General features: G+C 44.1%; 16 protein-coding genes. 6 read left to right on the top strand and 10 right to left on the bottom strand.

The genetic code is table 11. The annotated features are described in order from the left end of the window. Positions 1–124 precede the first annotated feature (124 nt). Positions 125–763 carry a cytochrome b/b6 domain-containing protein gene (locus GSF04_RS08700; protein WP_211859294.1) on the bottom strand — a complete coding sequence of 213 codons (639 nt, stop codon included), beginning with the start codon at positions 761–763 and terminating at the stop codon, positions 125–127. Positions 764–936: 173 nt separating this feature from the next. Here GSF04_RS08700 and GSF04_RS08695 point away from each other — a divergent pair, with 173 nt between their 5' ends. From GSF04_RS08695 to GSF04_RS08685, 3 genes are all read left to right on the top strand, one after another. Beyond that, the gene (locus GSF04_RS08695) at positions 937–1,794 is read left to right on the top strand and encodes a transporter substrate-binding domain-containing protein (RefSeq protein ID WP_211859293.1); all 858 of its coding nucleotides are present in this window, start codon (positions 937–939) and stop codon (positions 1,792–1,794) included. A 75-nt stretch (positions 1,795–1,869) separates the two neighbouring features. Beyond that, the gene (locus GSF04_RS08690) at positions 1,870–2,358 is read left to right on the top strand and encodes a glutathione peroxidase (protein ID WP_010379179.1); all 489 of its coding nucleotides are present in this window, start codon (positions 1,870–1,872) and stop codon (positions 2,356–2,358) included. Next, the gene (locus GSF04_RS08685) at positions 2,345–2,782 is read left to right on the top strand and encodes a MarR family transcriptional regulator (RefSeq protein ID WP_010607687.1); all 438 of its coding nucleotides are present in this window, start codon (positions 2,345–2,347) and stop codon (positions 2,780–2,782) included. The genes GSF04_RS08690 and GSF04_RS08685 overlap by 14 nt, the downstream gene beginning before the upstream one ends. Positions 2,783–2,847: 65 nt before the next feature. On the opposite strand, the gene gltX is transcribed toward GSF04_RS08685, so the two are convergent. From gltX to proB, 4 genes are all read right to left on the bottom strand, one after another. Next, positions 2,848–4,335, bottom strand: a complete 1,488-nt coding sequence (gltX, locus tag GSF04_RS08680; protein WP_211859292.1) for a glutamate--tRNA ligase — start codon at positions 4,333–4,335, stop codon at positions 2,848–2,850. A gap of 83 nt (positions 4,336–4,418) precedes the next feature. Next, positions 4,419–4,784: a glutathione S-transferase N-terminal domain-containing protein gene (locus GSF04_RS08675; protein ID WP_211859291.1), complete on the bottom strand. Its 366-nt coding sequence runs from the start codon at positions 4,782–4,784 to the stop codon at positions 4,419–4,421. An 86-nt stretch (positions 4,785–4,870) separates the two neighbouring features. Continuing rightward, positions 4,871–5,839, bottom strand: a complete 969-nt coding sequence (locus GSF04_RS08670) for a GGDEF domain-containing protein (RefSeq protein ID WP_211859290.1) — start codon at positions 5,837–5,839, stop codon at positions 4,871–4,873. Between the two features lie 71 nt (positions 5,840–5,910). Beyond that, entirely contained in the window at positions 5,911–7,050 is a 1,140-nt protein-coding gene (gene proB / locus GSF04_RS08665) for a glutamate 5-kinase (protein WP_211859289.1), read from the bottom strand. A gap of 410 nt (positions 7,051–7,460) precedes the next feature. Here proB and GSF04_RS08660 point away from each other — a divergent pair, with 410 nt between their 5' ends. Beyond that, positions 7,461–7,688, top strand: coding sequence for a hypothetical protein (locus tag GSF04_RS08660; protein WP_010379194.1), 228 nt, complete (start codon positions 7,461–7,463; stop codon positions 7,686–7,688). Between the two features lie 17 nt (positions 7,689–7,705). Here the strand turns inward: GSF04_RS08660 and GSF04_RS08655 are convergent, their stop codons facing one another. Further along, on the bottom strand, positions 7,706–8,206 hold the full coding sequence (locus tag GSF04_RS08655; protein ID WP_010607693.1) for a DUF1543 domain-containing protein: 501 nt from the start codon (positions 8,204–8,206) through the stop codon (positions 7,706–7,708). Positions 8,207–8,314: 108 nt separating this feature from the next. On the opposite strand from GSF04_RS08655, the gene GSF04_RS08650 reads away from it, so the two are divergent. Next, the gene (locus tag GSF04_RS08650; protein WP_211859288.1) at positions 8,315–9,955 is read left to right on the top strand and encodes an amidohydrolase; all 1,641 of its coding nucleotides are present in this window, start codon (positions 8,315–8,317) and stop codon (positions 9,953–9,955) included. Here the strand turns inward: GSF04_RS08650 and GSF04_RS08645 are convergent. Then, positions 9,946–10,164, bottom strand: a complete 219-nt coding sequence (locus tag GSF04_RS08645; RefSeq protein WP_010379202.1) for a YgjV family protein — start codon at positions 10,162–10,164, stop codon at positions 9,946–9,948. The genes GSF04_RS08650 and GSF04_RS08645 overlap by 10 nt on opposite strands. A gap of 284 nt (positions 10,165–10,448) precedes the next feature. Between GSF04_RS08645 and GSF04_RS08640 the strand changes: the two genes are divergently transcribed. After that, positions 10,449–11,105 carry a Crp/Fnr family transcriptional regulator gene (locus GSF04_RS08640; protein ID WP_010607695.1) on the top strand — a complete coding sequence of 219 codons (657 nt, stop codon included), beginning with the start codon at positions 10,449–10,451 and terminating at the stop codon, positions 11,103–11,105. 58 nt (positions 11,106–11,163) lie between these two features. Here the strand turns inward: GSF04_RS08640 and GSF04_RS08635 are convergent, their stop codons facing one another. From GSF04_RS08635 to GSF04_RS08625, 3 genes are all read right to left on the bottom strand, one after another. Then, entirely contained in the window at positions 11,164–11,727 is a 564-nt protein-coding gene (locus GSF04_RS08635) for a phosphoribosyltransferase family protein (protein ID WP_010607696.1), read from the bottom strand. Positions 11,728–12,521: 794 nt separating this feature from the next. Then, a complete protein-coding gene (gene parC / locus GSF04_RS08630; RefSeq protein ID WP_211859287.1) occupies positions 12,522–14,825 on the bottom strand; it encodes a DNA topoisomerase IV subunit A in 2,304 nt (767 codons plus the stop codon). Positions 14,826–14,833: 8 nt separating this feature from the next. Beyond that, on the bottom strand, positions 14,834–15,943 hold the full coding sequence (locus GSF04_RS08625; protein ID WP_211859286.1) for a PQQ-dependent sugar dehydrogenase: 1,110 nt from the start codon (positions 15,941–15,943) through the stop codon (positions 14,834–14,836).

Raw genomic sequence — 15,943 nt, 5'->3', positions numbered from 1 at the left:
CTGAAATAGAGGTCATATCTGTTACGATAATCTGTTAACAAATATTACATTGGCCGGACTTGATGCTAAAGGTTAGCGAGGTTATTGAAAACAATAACCTCGCTAACCTCCGTTCAGAGTTGAGTTACATTAACCCTTGTAATGGCTCAGCGCCCCAAGTAAAGAGTAACACAGCAGCAATTGCAATAAAGATAAGGTATGCAACAACACTCGATTTCATGACAGGCGTGCTGACTGCATTTTCTTGCTTGCCAGTTACTAACGTCTTTACTAGGTTTTGACCTTTAAGGCGATACACCACAATAGCAAATATATGCAGTGCAATGGCGGCAATTAACAGCTCAATATTGGTGTGATGTATATCACCTGCTAATTCAACTAAGTCGTAAGATACATATTGTGCGAGTGGGCCTTCCACCAAAATATCATCTGTTGTCATCAAGCCAGAAACGAGCTGAACAAGGATCAGTACAAAAAATAGCAGCACCATCAAACTTCCCGCAGGATTATGTCCTACATGGCTTTGTTTTGATTTAATGGCCGATAAAATTGCTTTAGGTGAATGAAATAACGCACTTAATTTAGCGGTTTGGCTACCAATGACACCCCAAATTAATCGCGCTGCCATCAGCGCTAACAATAAATAGCCAGTAACAAAGTGAAGATCCATCATGCCTTCTTCACCAGTAATATATAAGGTTACTAGTCCTGCTACGAGCAGCCAGTGAAACCCGCGGATAAATCCATCCCACACTTTGGTCATCGTTTATTTGCCCCATAGGTAAAAATCATTGCAATGATGACAGGTTATAAAACTCAGCACAAAGAGTTAAGGTTAAATAACCGCTTATCTTGATTTGGCAGCGCATTTTGAATGCTAATTAAGCACAATGTTCTATAGTAAACTGGTATTTGCTTTGCGGGGTTGGAGCGATAATGAAATACTTACTGTTAATGCTGCTGTTGTTTGGTGCGTGCTGCAACGCAAAAATATTGCTGATCTCGAATGAACCTGCCGATGAGCAAAGACTTTTTAGCAAACAAGCCCATAGTTTAGAGTCAGATACCAACAACTTGCTGTTAAACCAGTTTGGCCGAGATTACTTTGATTTTAACATTGTCACCCCAACCAAACTTAATCAATTACTAGCAAGTGAAGAGCCCGTGTGCGCGGTGTCTCGCCTAAAAACCCCAAGCCGCCAGCAAGCCTTTTTGTTTACCATCCCCATCCACCTATATCCAAGCCATAGATTATACTACTTCAAACAACACACCCCGATGGATGCCAGCCTTGTGAATGCCACCGGTAAACTGAAGTCTCTTACTAGTTTAATGGCTTACTATCCACAAGCCACCATCATCAAAGAGGTTGGCAAATCTTATGGCAATACCATTGACTCCGCATTAGCGCTACTTGAACCCAAAAATGTTGCCATTAGACCGTATAAAACCTCAGCACAAACCATTATGGAGCAGTTTAGTGCAGGTAAAGTCGACTTTATATTAGCCTACCCCGCTATTTTTCAGCAGAGCTTTCCAAAGGACAAGGCACACCTAGTGGGTTCCTTACCAATAGCGAATAACCTCCCTCATCTCGAAGGCCATATTGCTTGTAGCCATACCCAAGAAACGCAAGCATTTATCGAAAAGGCCAACCAGATGATCCGTGCACTGTATTCCACTAGTACCTATTTAACCACACACTTAAAATATCTCCCCAAGCAAGATCACGCATTGATCACCAGGCGGCTTGCGATGCTAAGCGTCAAATATCAACATACACCTGCAAAATAATTTCAACTGCGGTTGCACAAGGGTCATACTTAGTCTAAATTAAATCGCACACGATTAAATCATGAAAGACTAAAAATGACGACACTCTATCAGTTTGAAGCAAACACATTACAAGGTCAGGCATATCACTTTACCGACTTACAAGGCAAAGCTGTGCTTATTGTTAACACGGCCAGTGAGTGTGGATTAACACCACAATATGAAGGACTCCAAGAGCTACACCAAAAATACGCGGATCAGGGACTTGTGATCATCGGCTTTCCCTGTAACCAGTTTGGTAAGCAAGAACCCGGCGATGCAAAACAAATTCAAGAAGGCTGCTTAATCAATTATGGTGTTGATTTTCAGATGATGGAAAAGATTGAGGTTAATGGTGACAAAGCACACCCACTGTATCAATATCTAAAGTCCGCGCTTCCGGGGCTATTTGGTAATAAAATCAAATGGAACTTTACTAAGTTTTTATTTAACCAACAGGGTGAACCCGTTAAGCGCTATGCCCCAATCACCAAGCCTGAACAAATAGCCAAAGATATTGAAAAGTTACTAAATGAGTCAATCTAACCCGCAGCTCAATCTCGATAACCAGATCTGTTTTCGGCTATATAGTGCATCAAGACAGGTTACGCGACTTTATCAGCCGTTACTCAAAGAGGTTGGGCTCACGTATCCGCAATACATAGTGTTATTGATTTTATGGGAGCAAGACGGACAGCTGGTGAAAGAAATAGGCGAGCGAGCTGAACTCAATAGCAACACCCTAACACCGCTCCTTAAGCGCTTAGCAGAGCGTGGCCTCGTTACCCGTAGCAAAAATCCTGATGATGAACGACAAACCTTCATTCACTTAACTCAAGCAGGTAAAACCCTCGAGCAATCATGCGCTTGTATCCCAGCACAAATGATGGCAAAAGCGGGCTTAAGTATGGAGCAAATTCAACTATTAAAGCAGTCTCTTGATGTGTTGATGGCACAAGGAAAGCGGTAAACACGATACATTTCAGACAATAAAAAAGCCGCTACATTAGCGGCTTTTGCAATACGGTCTCGCAATTATGCAATAGACGGGTACTCACGGTATGCTTTTTCAAGCTTTTTAGCTTGCTTTTTAGATACACCAATATGCTCTAATGCCACTCTTAAACGCGCACGAGAAAGGTCTGAACCTAACACTTCCATCGCATCTACTACTGAAGTCGATGAGGTTTTGCCTGTAATAGCAACGAAGATAGGCTCTAAGAACTCTTTGATCTTTAACTCATGGTGTGTCGCCACAGCCTTTGCAATAGAGAAGATCTCAGATTTGTTCCACGTACGCAGCTTTTCTAATTCCCAAATAAAGAATTGCAGTGCCTGACGAACCACTTCGTCGTCCGCTTTACCAGCCGTTAATAACGCTGGATCGTATTCAGGTAAGCCCGCCACAAAGTGACCGGCTAGCCCCACCAAATCAGATAGCGTGTTGATACGCGCCTTGGCTTCAGGAAGTACGCGAGCCAACATATCACCGTTAAACTTCCAGTCGACAAAGCGCTGGATAAGTTCTGCATCGGTTAGGTTTTCGCGGATCCACAGACCATTTAACCAGTTAAGCTTGTCAATATCAAAGATAGGTCCACCAAGCGATACGCGCTTCATATCAAAGTGTTCAATCATCTCAGCCAAAGTGAACTTTTCACGCTCATCCGGCATTGACCAACCCATACGACCTAAATAGTTAAGTAGTGCTTCTGGTAAGAAACCCATTTCTTTGTAGTAGTTAATGGAAGTTGGGTTTTTACGCTTTGACAGCTTAGACTTATCAGGGTTACGAAGTAGCGGTAAGTGACCAAGCACAGGTGCTTCCCAGCCGAAGTCTTCGTACAGTTTTAGTAGTTTAGGCGCAGAGTTGATCCACTCTTCACCACGGAAGATATGGCTAATTTCCATGTGATGATCATCTACTACGTTTGCAAGAAAGTAAGTTGGGAAGCCGTCGGCTTTCAACAACACTTGCATGTCTACGTTTTCCCATGGGATCTCAATTTCACCACGAAGGTAATCGTTAAACTTAAACGTGCCTTCTTCTGGGATTTTCATACGAATAACGTAAGGCTTGCCAGCTTCAAGGTTTGCCTTCACTTGTTCTTCAGATAGACGTAAACCACGGCCGTCGTATTTAGGACGTAAGCCTTCTGCCATCTGCTCTTCACGCATTTGGTCTAGCTCTTCAGCCGTCGCAAAGCAGTAAAACGCTTTACCATCATCTACAAGCTGCTGTGCAAATTTTTTATATAAGTCAGAACGCTCTGATTGACGGTATGGACCAAACTCGCCACCCACATCCGGACCATGATCCCAGTCAAGCCCTAACCAGCGCAGGCTGTCCATGATAGCTTGCTCAGATTCAACAGTACTACGTACCTGATCGGTATCTTCAATTCGTAATACAAACTCACCACCTTGCTGCTTGGCAAAGCAATAGTTGAATAAGGCAATATAAGCCGTTCCTAAATGCGGATCACCGGTTGGAGAGGGTGCGACACGAGTACGGATAGTCATCAAAATTCTCTTAAAAATGGATTAGTCGATTAATGGCGCTATGCTAGCATAGCGCCTGATTAGCGCATAGTAAGGCGCGTGAATTAAGCTGCTTTTTCCAGCTTTTCTAGATAAGCAACAATGTCATTGGATTCGTATAACCAAGTGACTTCGCCTTGCTCTTCGATTCGCAAGCATGGCACCTTCACCTTACCGCCCTGCTCTAGCAGCTCTTGGCGATATTGCTCATCATTTTTGGCATCACGGGTTTCAAGCTTAAGCCCTCCACGCTTGGCAGCGCGGCGCACTTTAACGCAAAATGGACATGCCTTAAATTGGTATAACTTTAAGTTTGCTGTCATAGCATCTAGCTTTTGCTGTTGTTCTGCGGCACGTTTTTTACTGCGCGGGGTAAAAATAAAATCAAAAAGTAAAATCAGACGTCCTAAAAACCATCTTACAAATTGCATAACGTTTCCCAAACCTTTTGCTAAATTCGCTAAAAAATAGGCTGGGGAGTTTAGCATAATCTTTAAGCGCTATATATAAGCGGAGCTTAAAACAACTCTATTTCTGCACATGCGTATTGTGATTCAGCTAACCCTAACGTGAGGTAGTTTGTGACTTGGTTTCTGCCATTTTCTTTTGAGTGATACAGCGCAAGATCGGCTTTATGAACTTGCTCAGAAACTTGTAGTGTATCGACCACTTCGGTAAAACCTAAGCTGACAGAAACATGCTCTACTTGCGGAAATCGGCTAGAGGCTATTGTACTTCTCAAGCGCTCAAGTGCCACTTCAGCAGAATCGTCATTGTGACTTTGAAATAGCACCGCAAACTCTTCACCGCCGTAACGAAATACATAGTCTTCCGCTCTAAAGTTGGCTTTAATCTTTTGTGCCACCAGCAGGATCACTTCATCGCCAATCACATGGCCAAAATTGTCATTTACCTGTTTAAAGTGATCAATATCTACCATCGCTAAATACCACTTGCGGTCTTCACTGTCATCACGACATACCGTAAACCCGTCCCCATTGGTTATTTCCATGACTTTTTCATCAAACGTTTGGCGATTGAGTAGCTCGGAAAGCGGATCGATACGAGCAAAGTGCAATGTTGCCATTTGATGCGCAAAAACAGTGAGTAAGTGCTTCATTAAAGTCGCAGTGGTGAGATTTACTTGGCCTTCTATATATAAAAAACCAACGAGCTGAGCTTGATGATAAAACGGGATAACACTATCGCCGTGGTATTGAATGAGGTGTTTGTCATCTTGGCGCTGCTGTAATTTATCTACCACGGCATTTACCGGTCCCACCACAACACAAAAGTCGCGATGGCTCACAAATATGGACTTTGGGACTTCTTTTTCCGATAAGCTTTTACTGAAATAAAATGCATAGCTTTCCCCACAAACATCAGAGATAACCCGCTCAAGGGCCTGCATTAGCACCAGTTCACTCTTTTGCGCCAAGAGCTCTAAAGTAAGTTCGTGACCACAGGGTGAATAGCTAATCGACATTCAAGGCCTCTCAATAAAATTGACTCTTGATAAGTGTAGAACAGCCTTCTGAATTTACAGTAATTTATAGGCTAATTTAATACTTCTTGTTGGCTATGTTGATTTAAGAGCACCAAATTATCGCGATGGATGATCTCCTCTGCACTTTCAAAGCCAAGACACTGCGCAAATTCACTACTATGACGGCCAATTACCAAACCAAGTTCTTGATTACTTAAGCTAGTTAAACCTTGTGCCTGTAGCGTGCCTTGTTGGCAAAACACTTGAACCAGCTCACCACGTTTAAATTGCCCTTCAATCGACACGATACCTTTTGCTAGTAAACTTGCTCCTTGATTACATACCGCATTGATTGCGCCATTATCACAAATTATTTTACCAGTTGATTTAGGGCCAGACAGCAACCAGCGCTTGCGCCCTCCAACCGGAGCGTCAAACTTCAAAAACGTCGTGCTTGGTGCGGTTTGCGTAAGTACTTGCGGTAAAATGTCGTATTCACTACCTTTTGCAATCACGACATCAACGCCTGCTCGTTGTGCGATGTCGGCGGCTTGCAACTTAGTCGCCATACCACCCGTGCCAAGTTGTGTGCCACTACCACCAGCAAGAGCTCTAAGTTCGTCGTTTATATGTGTTACTTGCTCTATCAACTGCGCATCTGGATTGGCTCTGGGATCTGCGGTAAAAAGACCATGCTGATCGGTGAGTAATACCAATTTATCGGCATTTGCTAAAATTGCGACGTAAGCCGAGAGGTTATCGTTATCGCCAACTTTGATTTCAGACGTTGCCACCGCATCGTTTTCGTTGATGATCGGCACGACATGATGCTCTAAAAGCTTAGTGAGCATATCCCGTGCCGTTAGATAACGTTCGCGGTGCTCAAGATCGGCTCGTGTCAGTAGCATTTGTGCCACATTAACGTCGTAAATACTAAACAATGACTGCCATAAATGGATTAATTGACCTTGCCCAATCGCAGCTAACATCTGTTTTTCAGCGAGCGAATGACCAATTTGTTGCTGCAATACACCGCGCCCAGCAGCAACAGCACCGCTAGATACAACAATGACCTGATGACCAGCTTGACGCAACGTTACACACTGCCTTACCAGCTCAACAAGTCTGGGCTTGTTTAAGGTCTGGCTGCCTGCAGTTAAGACACTTGTGCCGAGCTTGATAACAATGGTTTGTTTATTGTTTTTGGTCATAGTATTTGTTGGTTTTTACAGCGATAGAGCTTCGTTATACCACGGACCTTCCCCCCTCCCAAGTAATAATACCAATTGCATTAACTCTCCAACCAATTTGAAGGGTGAAATACCATATTAGCGTCGTTAAAAATTTCTCATTTAGAACAACTAAATAGAAAAATTTTTGCCTTGCCTATACGGATATAGGTACCTTGGCGGTAGCAGGACGCGAGAGCGGAGCTACTAAAGCTATTTCTCCGCTTCAAATAGCTCATTTAATCAATACAATTGGTATAAACTCATGAATTTTATTTCTAACTCAGAGTTAATTGGTATAATCCGCCGCACTGATTTCGATCAAGGCTTTTTTGCACCGCGTGTGAGAGAGTGTTCACCATTCAATGAAAGAATAATTAGCTGAGTTCAGAATGAAAAAACACAAAAAGAACAAAGAGATTATGATGCTACCTTTGCTGTTTGTAGTGATCTTAATGTGTGTGGGTGGCCATTTTATTTTGCAACCTAGCTACAAAGACAGCCACATTGTCGAATACTCTCTAGCTGCACTGCCGTTTTTAATGTTTGCCGTCGTGATTGTCGCTATCAAAATAGCCATAAAAGCAGATAACGATGAAAACAATGAGGGTGAGGGCTAAAGTATCCCTCACATTGGTTATAGAGGATGATAACCAAACCACAAAGGGGTAAGCGGTGTTGATTGGCCACTGTGGGTGAGCTTGATATTTAAGTTTTGATCAAATAAATCGATGGCAAAACAGTCATCTACATCATGTAAATCGTCTTTATGAATATGGCTAAAACCGTTAAGCAAAAACGCTTTTGCCTTCTCTTTTGCTTCATCGGCATTCGTTGCAACGAACAGCCCAAAGTCATGCGCCTCAGCTAAACTATCTGGCTTATATCCTCCCAAGTTCACAAAATACAAATGCTCAGCTTGCTCAACACGCTCTTCGGTAAGTTCAATGGCATAACCATCGGCATGTTCAATGATTGTGTAGCTATCCATATGCACCGAGTTTTTATCACCAACCCATTGCTGCTTTAATTTGGGATAAGCTTCTTCAATTGTATTTGCCGCGACAAAGCGCACATCATGCATTTCAATATGGCAACCTTGAATACGGCCACCTAGGTATACAACAAACAACTTCACTTTGACACTCCACTCCTTTAAAACCCAAGTATACTCTCAACTCAAAGACTTGGCTTTATTGAGTTAGATGATTATTCTGAATAAACACTCTCAGTGAAGGACAATATAATGAAAAAAACATTCCTCGCGCTTTTGGCTAGCTTTAGCCTGTCATCAACAGCTCAAGTAACCTTAATTCACAATGTAAATGGCTATACGCCCACTAAATCACAGCAAATTGAGCGCTTTTCTTCTTTGGTCATTAAAGACGGTAAAGTCGTAAAAACAAGTGCAAAGGATCTCAGTACTCAATACCCGAGTGCAACCAAGTTTGACGGTGAGGGAAAAACCCTATTGCCCGGTTTAATTGATGCACACGGTCACATCATTGGCCTTGGCAATAATTTACTCACACTCGACGTGCGCGGTAGCAAAACCATTGCAGAAGTAGGAAAACGGCTTAGCCACTACGCCAAAGCCCATGAAAGTGAATGGATAATAGGTCGAGGCTGGGATCAAACCTTATGGCCCGGCGGACAATTCCCAACCGCAGCCGATCTCGACAAGTACGTAAAAGATAAGCCTGTCATGCTCACTCGAGTAGATGGTCACGCTATTTGGGTAAACTCAAAAGCGATGGCGCTTGCCAACATTTCGAAATCAACAAAGACACCTGAAGGCGGTGAAATCATTACATTGAATAGCGGTATGCCGAGCGGGATTTTTATCGACAAGGCAGAAGACCTTATTCGCACTCATGTCCCAGCTCAGTCAAATGCACAGGTAAACAAGGCACTGAATAAAGCCGGAGAACACTTGCTGAGTTTAGGCATTACCTCAGCCCATGATGCCGGGATTGACTACACCACATGGCAGGTTTACCAAGCACGCGCCAAGGAACACACGATGCCGCTACGCGTCTACGCTATGTTAAGTGCAAGCTCCCCCAAACTCGCAGAGATGTTAGACGCTGGAGTGGTCAAAGATACACGAGATCAACTCTCTATTCGTAGTGTAAAAATCTATGCTGATGGCGCACTTGGCAGTCGAGGTGCGGCACTTATTCGCGACTATCATGACCGCAAAGGTCACAAAGGGTTAATGCTCGAAAACCAAGCGACGCTTGAAGCATTAATCACCCAAGCCATACGCAGCGGCTACAGTGCGCACACGCACGCCATTGGCGATAGAGCGAATCGCATCGTGCTAGACTCATATCAACACGTTTTTAAAAAAGCAGGTGGAAGACTGCTCAGAAATCGCATTGAGCACGCACAAATTGTCCATCCGGATGATATCCCCCGCTTTAAGACGTTAGATATTATTCCATCAATGCAGCCTGTTCATGCCACATCTGATATGCATATGGCCGAAAAGCGCCTAGACGACAAACAGCTTAGCGGCGCTTACGCATGGCAAACATTCTTAAAGCAAGGAAGTAGAGTCGCAGCGGGCTCTGACTTTCCAGTGGAGCTTGCAAACCCTTTCCATGGTCTGCATGCCGCTATCACCAGACAAGACCATCAAGATTTACCCAAAGATGGCTGGCGCCCAACAGAAAAGCTAACCAGAGAACAAGCACTACAAGCATTCACAGTTGATGCTGCTTATGCTGCATTTCAAGAATATAAACTGGGAAGTTTAGAACAAGGAAAATGGGCCGACTTTATCTTAATCGACCAAGATTACTTTACCGTAAGCGAAGATAAAATTGATGATATTAAAGTCGAGCAGACGTGGATTGCAGGTGAGCTTAAATATCAGCGTTGATCTTTTTGCAATTTAACCAAGTGGTAGGTGTTAACTAGTGCCAGTAGACCATTAGTTAATGCCACCGGCCAAGCTTGGATAAGTGCGCCATAGGCAGTAAAACAAATACAACCCATTAAATTGAACCAACGCAACTTAGCAACATCGCTCATCATCAAAGAAACGACCAAAAAAGCAGAGGCTAAATAGCCTAAATATTCCCAACTCATTTGTCCTCTCCCCTAAGTTGCGTTAGCATATAGTTTATGCTCGAATTTACGTATCGAGCAGAATAAAAAGGCTAACCCACAAGCCCCTAGAAATTAGCACCAATAAATTAGCTCTAACACGGGAAGTGGGGGTTTAATGGTAATATCGTTTATTAAATTCTTCGCCACAGCGCTGAGATAAAACCGATACTACTTAAACGGTGTGAGTTAGCGTAAAACTGAAAAATTCATGCTAACGTCATTATAGTTTAATAAATAGGACATATGTCCGAAGAGCCATCTAGATGTTTCAATATCATTTTTCAACCAATTTGGTCGAACAGTTACTCGCATTTGCTGGTAATAGTTTTCAGCACAGCAAAAAAGAAGTCTTGATCCACCAAGATGAACCATTGAGTAAACTCATATTGGTGACCAGTGGTACTGTGTCTTTTAGTTATGATGTCGGTAACGGTCGTCGCTTATTACTCGGACAACTGGACTGTAACAACACGCTAATTGGCGAAATCGAAGCGCTGAATCATCAGCCCTGTATTTATACCGTGACTTGCTTGAGCGATGTAACCTATCACCTCATTGAACTAAAATATTGGCGAAAATTACTGCTAGAGCAACCTGAGTTGAGCCTGTATACCGCGCAAACCATCGCCGCTAAGTTTACAGAAAACCAAAAGATAAACTTAGACAAGTTGCTGTTGCCGCTTAGCTACAACATCGCTAAAGATTGCTTATTGCGTGCAGAGAATTCGAACCCAACTTTACTTCGTGCTTACTCAACGGTAAGTGCTGAAGCCGAAAGATTTGCGACCACTGAGCGTGCATATCGTCGGGTGGTCAGTGAATTGGTAGAAAAGGGCTTGATAGTACGCAGTAGTGAAGGCTTAAAGCCAGTTGATGTTGACGCGCTTGAGGATTTTGTTGATAGCTTCGCGCAAGCTTAATTTTTCGCGGTTAGAATAACTAGGGCGAGTACTTTCTCGCCCTTGAGTACTGATCAGCTTATTTTGCAAATAGGTGTTTAATATTTGCTAAGTCAGACTTTCCTTCCACTAATTCTTCCGGTGTTAAACCAGACAGCTCGTGAGGGAATACCAACCACTCGTCAGACTCATGAATAAAATAATCTGGTGTCATTGGTACTTTTTTGTTTGCTGGCTTGTAGTATGGGCAAGCAACACGAATATCGCGAGGCAGGTTCAAGCGCATTAGCTCTGCAAGCTTTTCTTTCAACGCAAAAATACTGCGGCCAGAATCAAACACGTCATCAACGATTAGTAATGAATCGTCAGCGTTTGCATTTTCAACAATGTAATGCAAACCGTGAACTTTGATTTCTTTAGATTGCTTACCAATGCCATAGTAAGAAGAAGTACGTACTGCGATATGATCAGTCTCTATACCTTTGTAATCGTAGTATTCTTGAACTGCGATACCAATAGGCGCACCACCACGCCAAATACCGATAATAAAGTCAGGTCTAAACCCGTCTTCATAAACTTTAGCGGCTAAGCGAAATGAATCTTCTAGCAATTGTTGCGCTGTGATATAGCACTTATCTGACATAAATACCCCGTTAGGAAGCCCGTGTGATGGTGACAAGCAGCAAGTGCTGCCAATTGATACCAATTACAATTGTTTGCAAGCCATAGGCACTTGTGTGATTGGTATAACCGAATATTTTAACGTAAAGCGCAATAAAATGCTGCAATAATAGTGTCTTTTTATTTTCATTTCTTGATCTGGGACGCGATGTTCTAAACGGCTCAAAGATCGCCGGGTGAACGGCTCCTACACAAAGTTCAATGGGTGAACAGACACCTACACTGGTTAATTTGGTGGCAGCGAGTTCACTTCGCGATGTTATAAACTGCTAAAAGATCGCCGGGTGAACCGGCTCCTACTCAAAGTTCAATGGGTGAACAGACACCTGCATAGCGTTATTTAATTTGGTGGGAGCGAGTTCACCTCGCGATGTTCTAAACAGCTCAAAGGTCGCCGGATAAACCGGTTCCTATGCAAAGTTCAATGGGCGAACAGACACCGCATAGCGTTATTTAACTGGTGGGAGCGAGTTCACCTCGCGATGTTCTAAAGGGCTCAAAGATCGCCGGGTGAACCGGCTCAGACACAAAGTTCAATGGGTGAACAGACACCCACACAGAGTGGTTAATTTGGTGGCAACGAGTTCATCTCGCGATGTTCTAAACAGCTCAAAGGTCGCCGGATAAACCGGCTCAGACACAAAGTTCAATGGGTGAACAGATACCGCATAGCGTTATTTATTTGGTGGCAGCGAGTTTACCTCGCGATGGTTTTCAACAGATAAAAATAAGGCCGCGGTGGGCGGCCTGTATCGGTTATTCTTCGGTATCTACGCGAGCGTCATTGTCTTCTGGTGTCTCGACACCATTGTGCTCTAGATCATAGCTATCTACACGCTGTAATCCGCGCGGTAACTTATTACCTCTGCGACCTCGCTCACCATAATAGTGTTCTAGATCACTCGGCTTTAAGGTTAGCTTGCGCTTACCTGCATGTAAGGTAACAGAAACGCCTTCAGGTACTACCGCTAACACTTTGACAAACTCTTCGCGGCTTTGCACCTTCGCGCTAGGAATAGAGATAATCTTATTCCCCTTACCTTTACCAAGTTTAGGTAAATCACGTAATGGGAATAGCAGCATTCTGCCTTCGCTCGAAATCGCCATACACATATCGGTGGCAACATCGAATACCTGAATTGGTGCCATCAAATGGGCACCTTTTGGCACGCTGACGAACGCTTTACCATTTTTGTTTTTGCTCACCATATCCGCAAAGTCACTGATAAAACCGTAACCGCCATCGGTCGCCATCAGATAAGTCGACTTTTCTTCGCCCATGACCACATGTTCAAAGTTACATCCTGACGCCAAGTTAAAGCGTCCCGTCATCGGTTCGCCCTGACTCCGAGCTGAAGGTAAACTATGCGCATCGGTTGCAAAGGCTCGCCCTGAGGTATCTAAGAACACCGCAGGCTGATTACTCTTGCCTTTCGCAGAGGCTTTATAACTGTCTCCTGAGCGGTAGCTTAGCCCTTCTGCATCGATATCATGACCCTTTGCAAAACGCGCCCAGCCTTTTTCAGATAGCACTACAGTTACAGACTCTGATGGGATCAAATCTTTTTCGCTAAGCGCTTTGGCTTCGCCACGCTCAACTACTGGTGAGCGTCTATCATCGCCATACAATTCAGCAGCTTCTTGGATTTCTTTTTTCATCAACGTCGACATACGACGCTCAGAGCCTAAGGTTTTTTCCAATCCATCACGCTCTTTTTCAAGCTCATCCTGCTCACCACGGATCTTCATTTCTTCAAGCTTTGCAAGGTGGCGTAATTTCAGGTCTAGAATTGCTTCAGCCTGCTTATCTGAAAGACCAAAACGCGCTATTAACTCTTCTTTTGGTTTGTCTTCGTTGCGAATGATTTCGATGACTTCATCGATATTCAAAAATGCAATCATCAAACCTTCAAGAATATGCAAACGGGCAAGCACTTTGTCTAAACGATACTGCAAACGTCTACGCACCGTCTCACGACGGAATACTAACCACTCAGATAAAATCTGGCGCAAGTCTTTAACCTGTGGACGGCCGTCTAAACCAATCATATTGATGTTAACACGGTAATTCTTTTCAAGATCCGTCGTGGCAAATAGGTGCGCCATTAATGGCTCGACCTTAACTCGATTTGAGCGCGGTACGATGACGATACGCGTCGGATTTTCATGGTCCGATTCGTCACGTAAATCCGCTACCATAGGGAGTTTCTTCGCGGTCATTTGCGCTGCTATCTGCTCTAACACCTTGGCACCCGAACATTGGTGCGGCAACGCGGTGATCACCACTTCGCCTTGCTCTTCGGTGTATACAGCACGCATCTTGATTGAGCCACGACCTGTGGTGTAAAGCTTTTTGATCTCTTCTTGCGGCGTAATGATTTCCGCATCGGTTGGATAGTCTGGCGCTTTGACCAATTCTAGAATTTCTTCTAGTTCGGTTTTAGGCTTATCCAATAACAAACAACAAGCTTCAGCAACTTCGCGTACGTTATGCGGCGGAATATCGGTTGCCATCCCCACCGCAATACCTGTCACCCCATTCAACAAGATATGTGGTAAACGCGCGGGTAACACTTGTGGCTCATCTAAGGTGCCATCAAAGTTAGCGGTCCAATCAACCGTACCTTGACCAAGCTCTTTCAGCAGTACTTCTGAAAACTTAGATAAACGCGCCTCGGTATAACGCATCGCAGCAAATGATTTAGGATCATCCGCAGCACCCCAGTTACCTTGGCCATCCACCAGCGGGTAGCGATAAGAGAACGGCTGCGCCATGAGTACCATAGCCTCATAACAAGCACTATCGCCATGAGGGTGATATTTACCCAATACGTCACCAACGGTACGGGCAGATTTTTTGTATTTTGCTTGAGCAGATAAGCCCAGCTCACTCATCGCATATACAATACGACGTTGTACAGGCTTCAGGCCGTCACCAATATGTGGCAACGCCCTATCCATGATCACATACATGGAATAGTTCAGGTAGGCGTCTTCAGTAAAACGCCCCATCGGAAGTTGTTCAATGCCTTGCAAGGACAAGGCTTGAGGATCTGTCATGTTACACCTTACTTGTTGTTGTAGCTGATGCGATATATCGCATTGGCGTAATCATCGGAAACGAGCAGGCTACCGTCATCGAGCTCTGCAATTGCGGCTGGTCGACCATAGGTTGTTTCGTTTTCCATAAAGCCGGTAAGGAAAGGCTCATAGCCTCGAATTTGGCCATCTTGCACGTTTGCTCGCATTACTCGATAGCCCACTTTTTTGCTGCGGTTCCAAGAACCATGTTCAGCAACAAAAAGCTGATGCTTCATTGCCTTTGGAAATTGCTCGCCACGATAAAAGTGAATGCCCAGCGGTGCAACGTGCGCTTGTAGTGCAAGTGCTGGCATGGCGTAGTCAGTCACCGATTTACCCTCACCAAATTCAGGGTCTAGCACACTGCCGCCATGAACATACGGGAAGCCAAAATGCTGACCTATTTCGTCAACGCGGTTGATTTCACATGGTGGAATATCATCTCCCATCATGTCGCGACCGTTATCGCTAAACCATAACTTTCCGGTTACTGGGTGATAATCGAAACCCACTGAGTTACGCACACCTTTGGCAATCGTCGAAAGCTTTTTTGTCTCAAGATTTAGTGAAAATATACGGCCAAACTTAGGGTCTTCGGCACAAATATTACAAGGCACGCCAACAGGAATGATCAGTTCGCCTTCAGGCGATACTGTTAGGTACTTCCAGCCGTGGTGACGTTTGTCAGGCAAATCATCGAACACCACTTCTTTTACCGGTGCCTTAAGGTTTTTTGCAATTTGCTTAAAACGCACAATACGCTCTACTTCAGCAACGTATAAGTCACCATCTTTTAGGGCAATACCAGAGGGCATATTCAGCCCTTCTGCAACCAAGATTTTCTTGTCGGCTACGCCATCACGGTTATTGTCAATAAGTGCGTGAACTTTACCCGCTTTGCGAGAGCCAACATACACAGTGCCATCTTTGCCCACCGCCATTTGTCTTGCATTTTCAACATCTTTCGCAAAATAGCTCAGCTCATACCCTTTAGGTACTGAAAGGCGCGAAAGCATATCATTTGCCAGCGCTGGTGAACTTAATAACACTGCTGCCAGTGTTGTCGCTACCGTGGTCAATTTGCAATGTATTTTCAT

The organism is Pseudoalteromonas sp. A22 (assembly GCF_018141345.1).
GTDB lineage: Bacteria > Pseudomonadota > Gammaproteobacteria > Enterobacterales > Alteromonadaceae > Pseudoalteromonas > Pseudoalteromonas maricaloris.
This window is presented reverse-complemented; position numbering and strand designations above follow the sequence as displayed.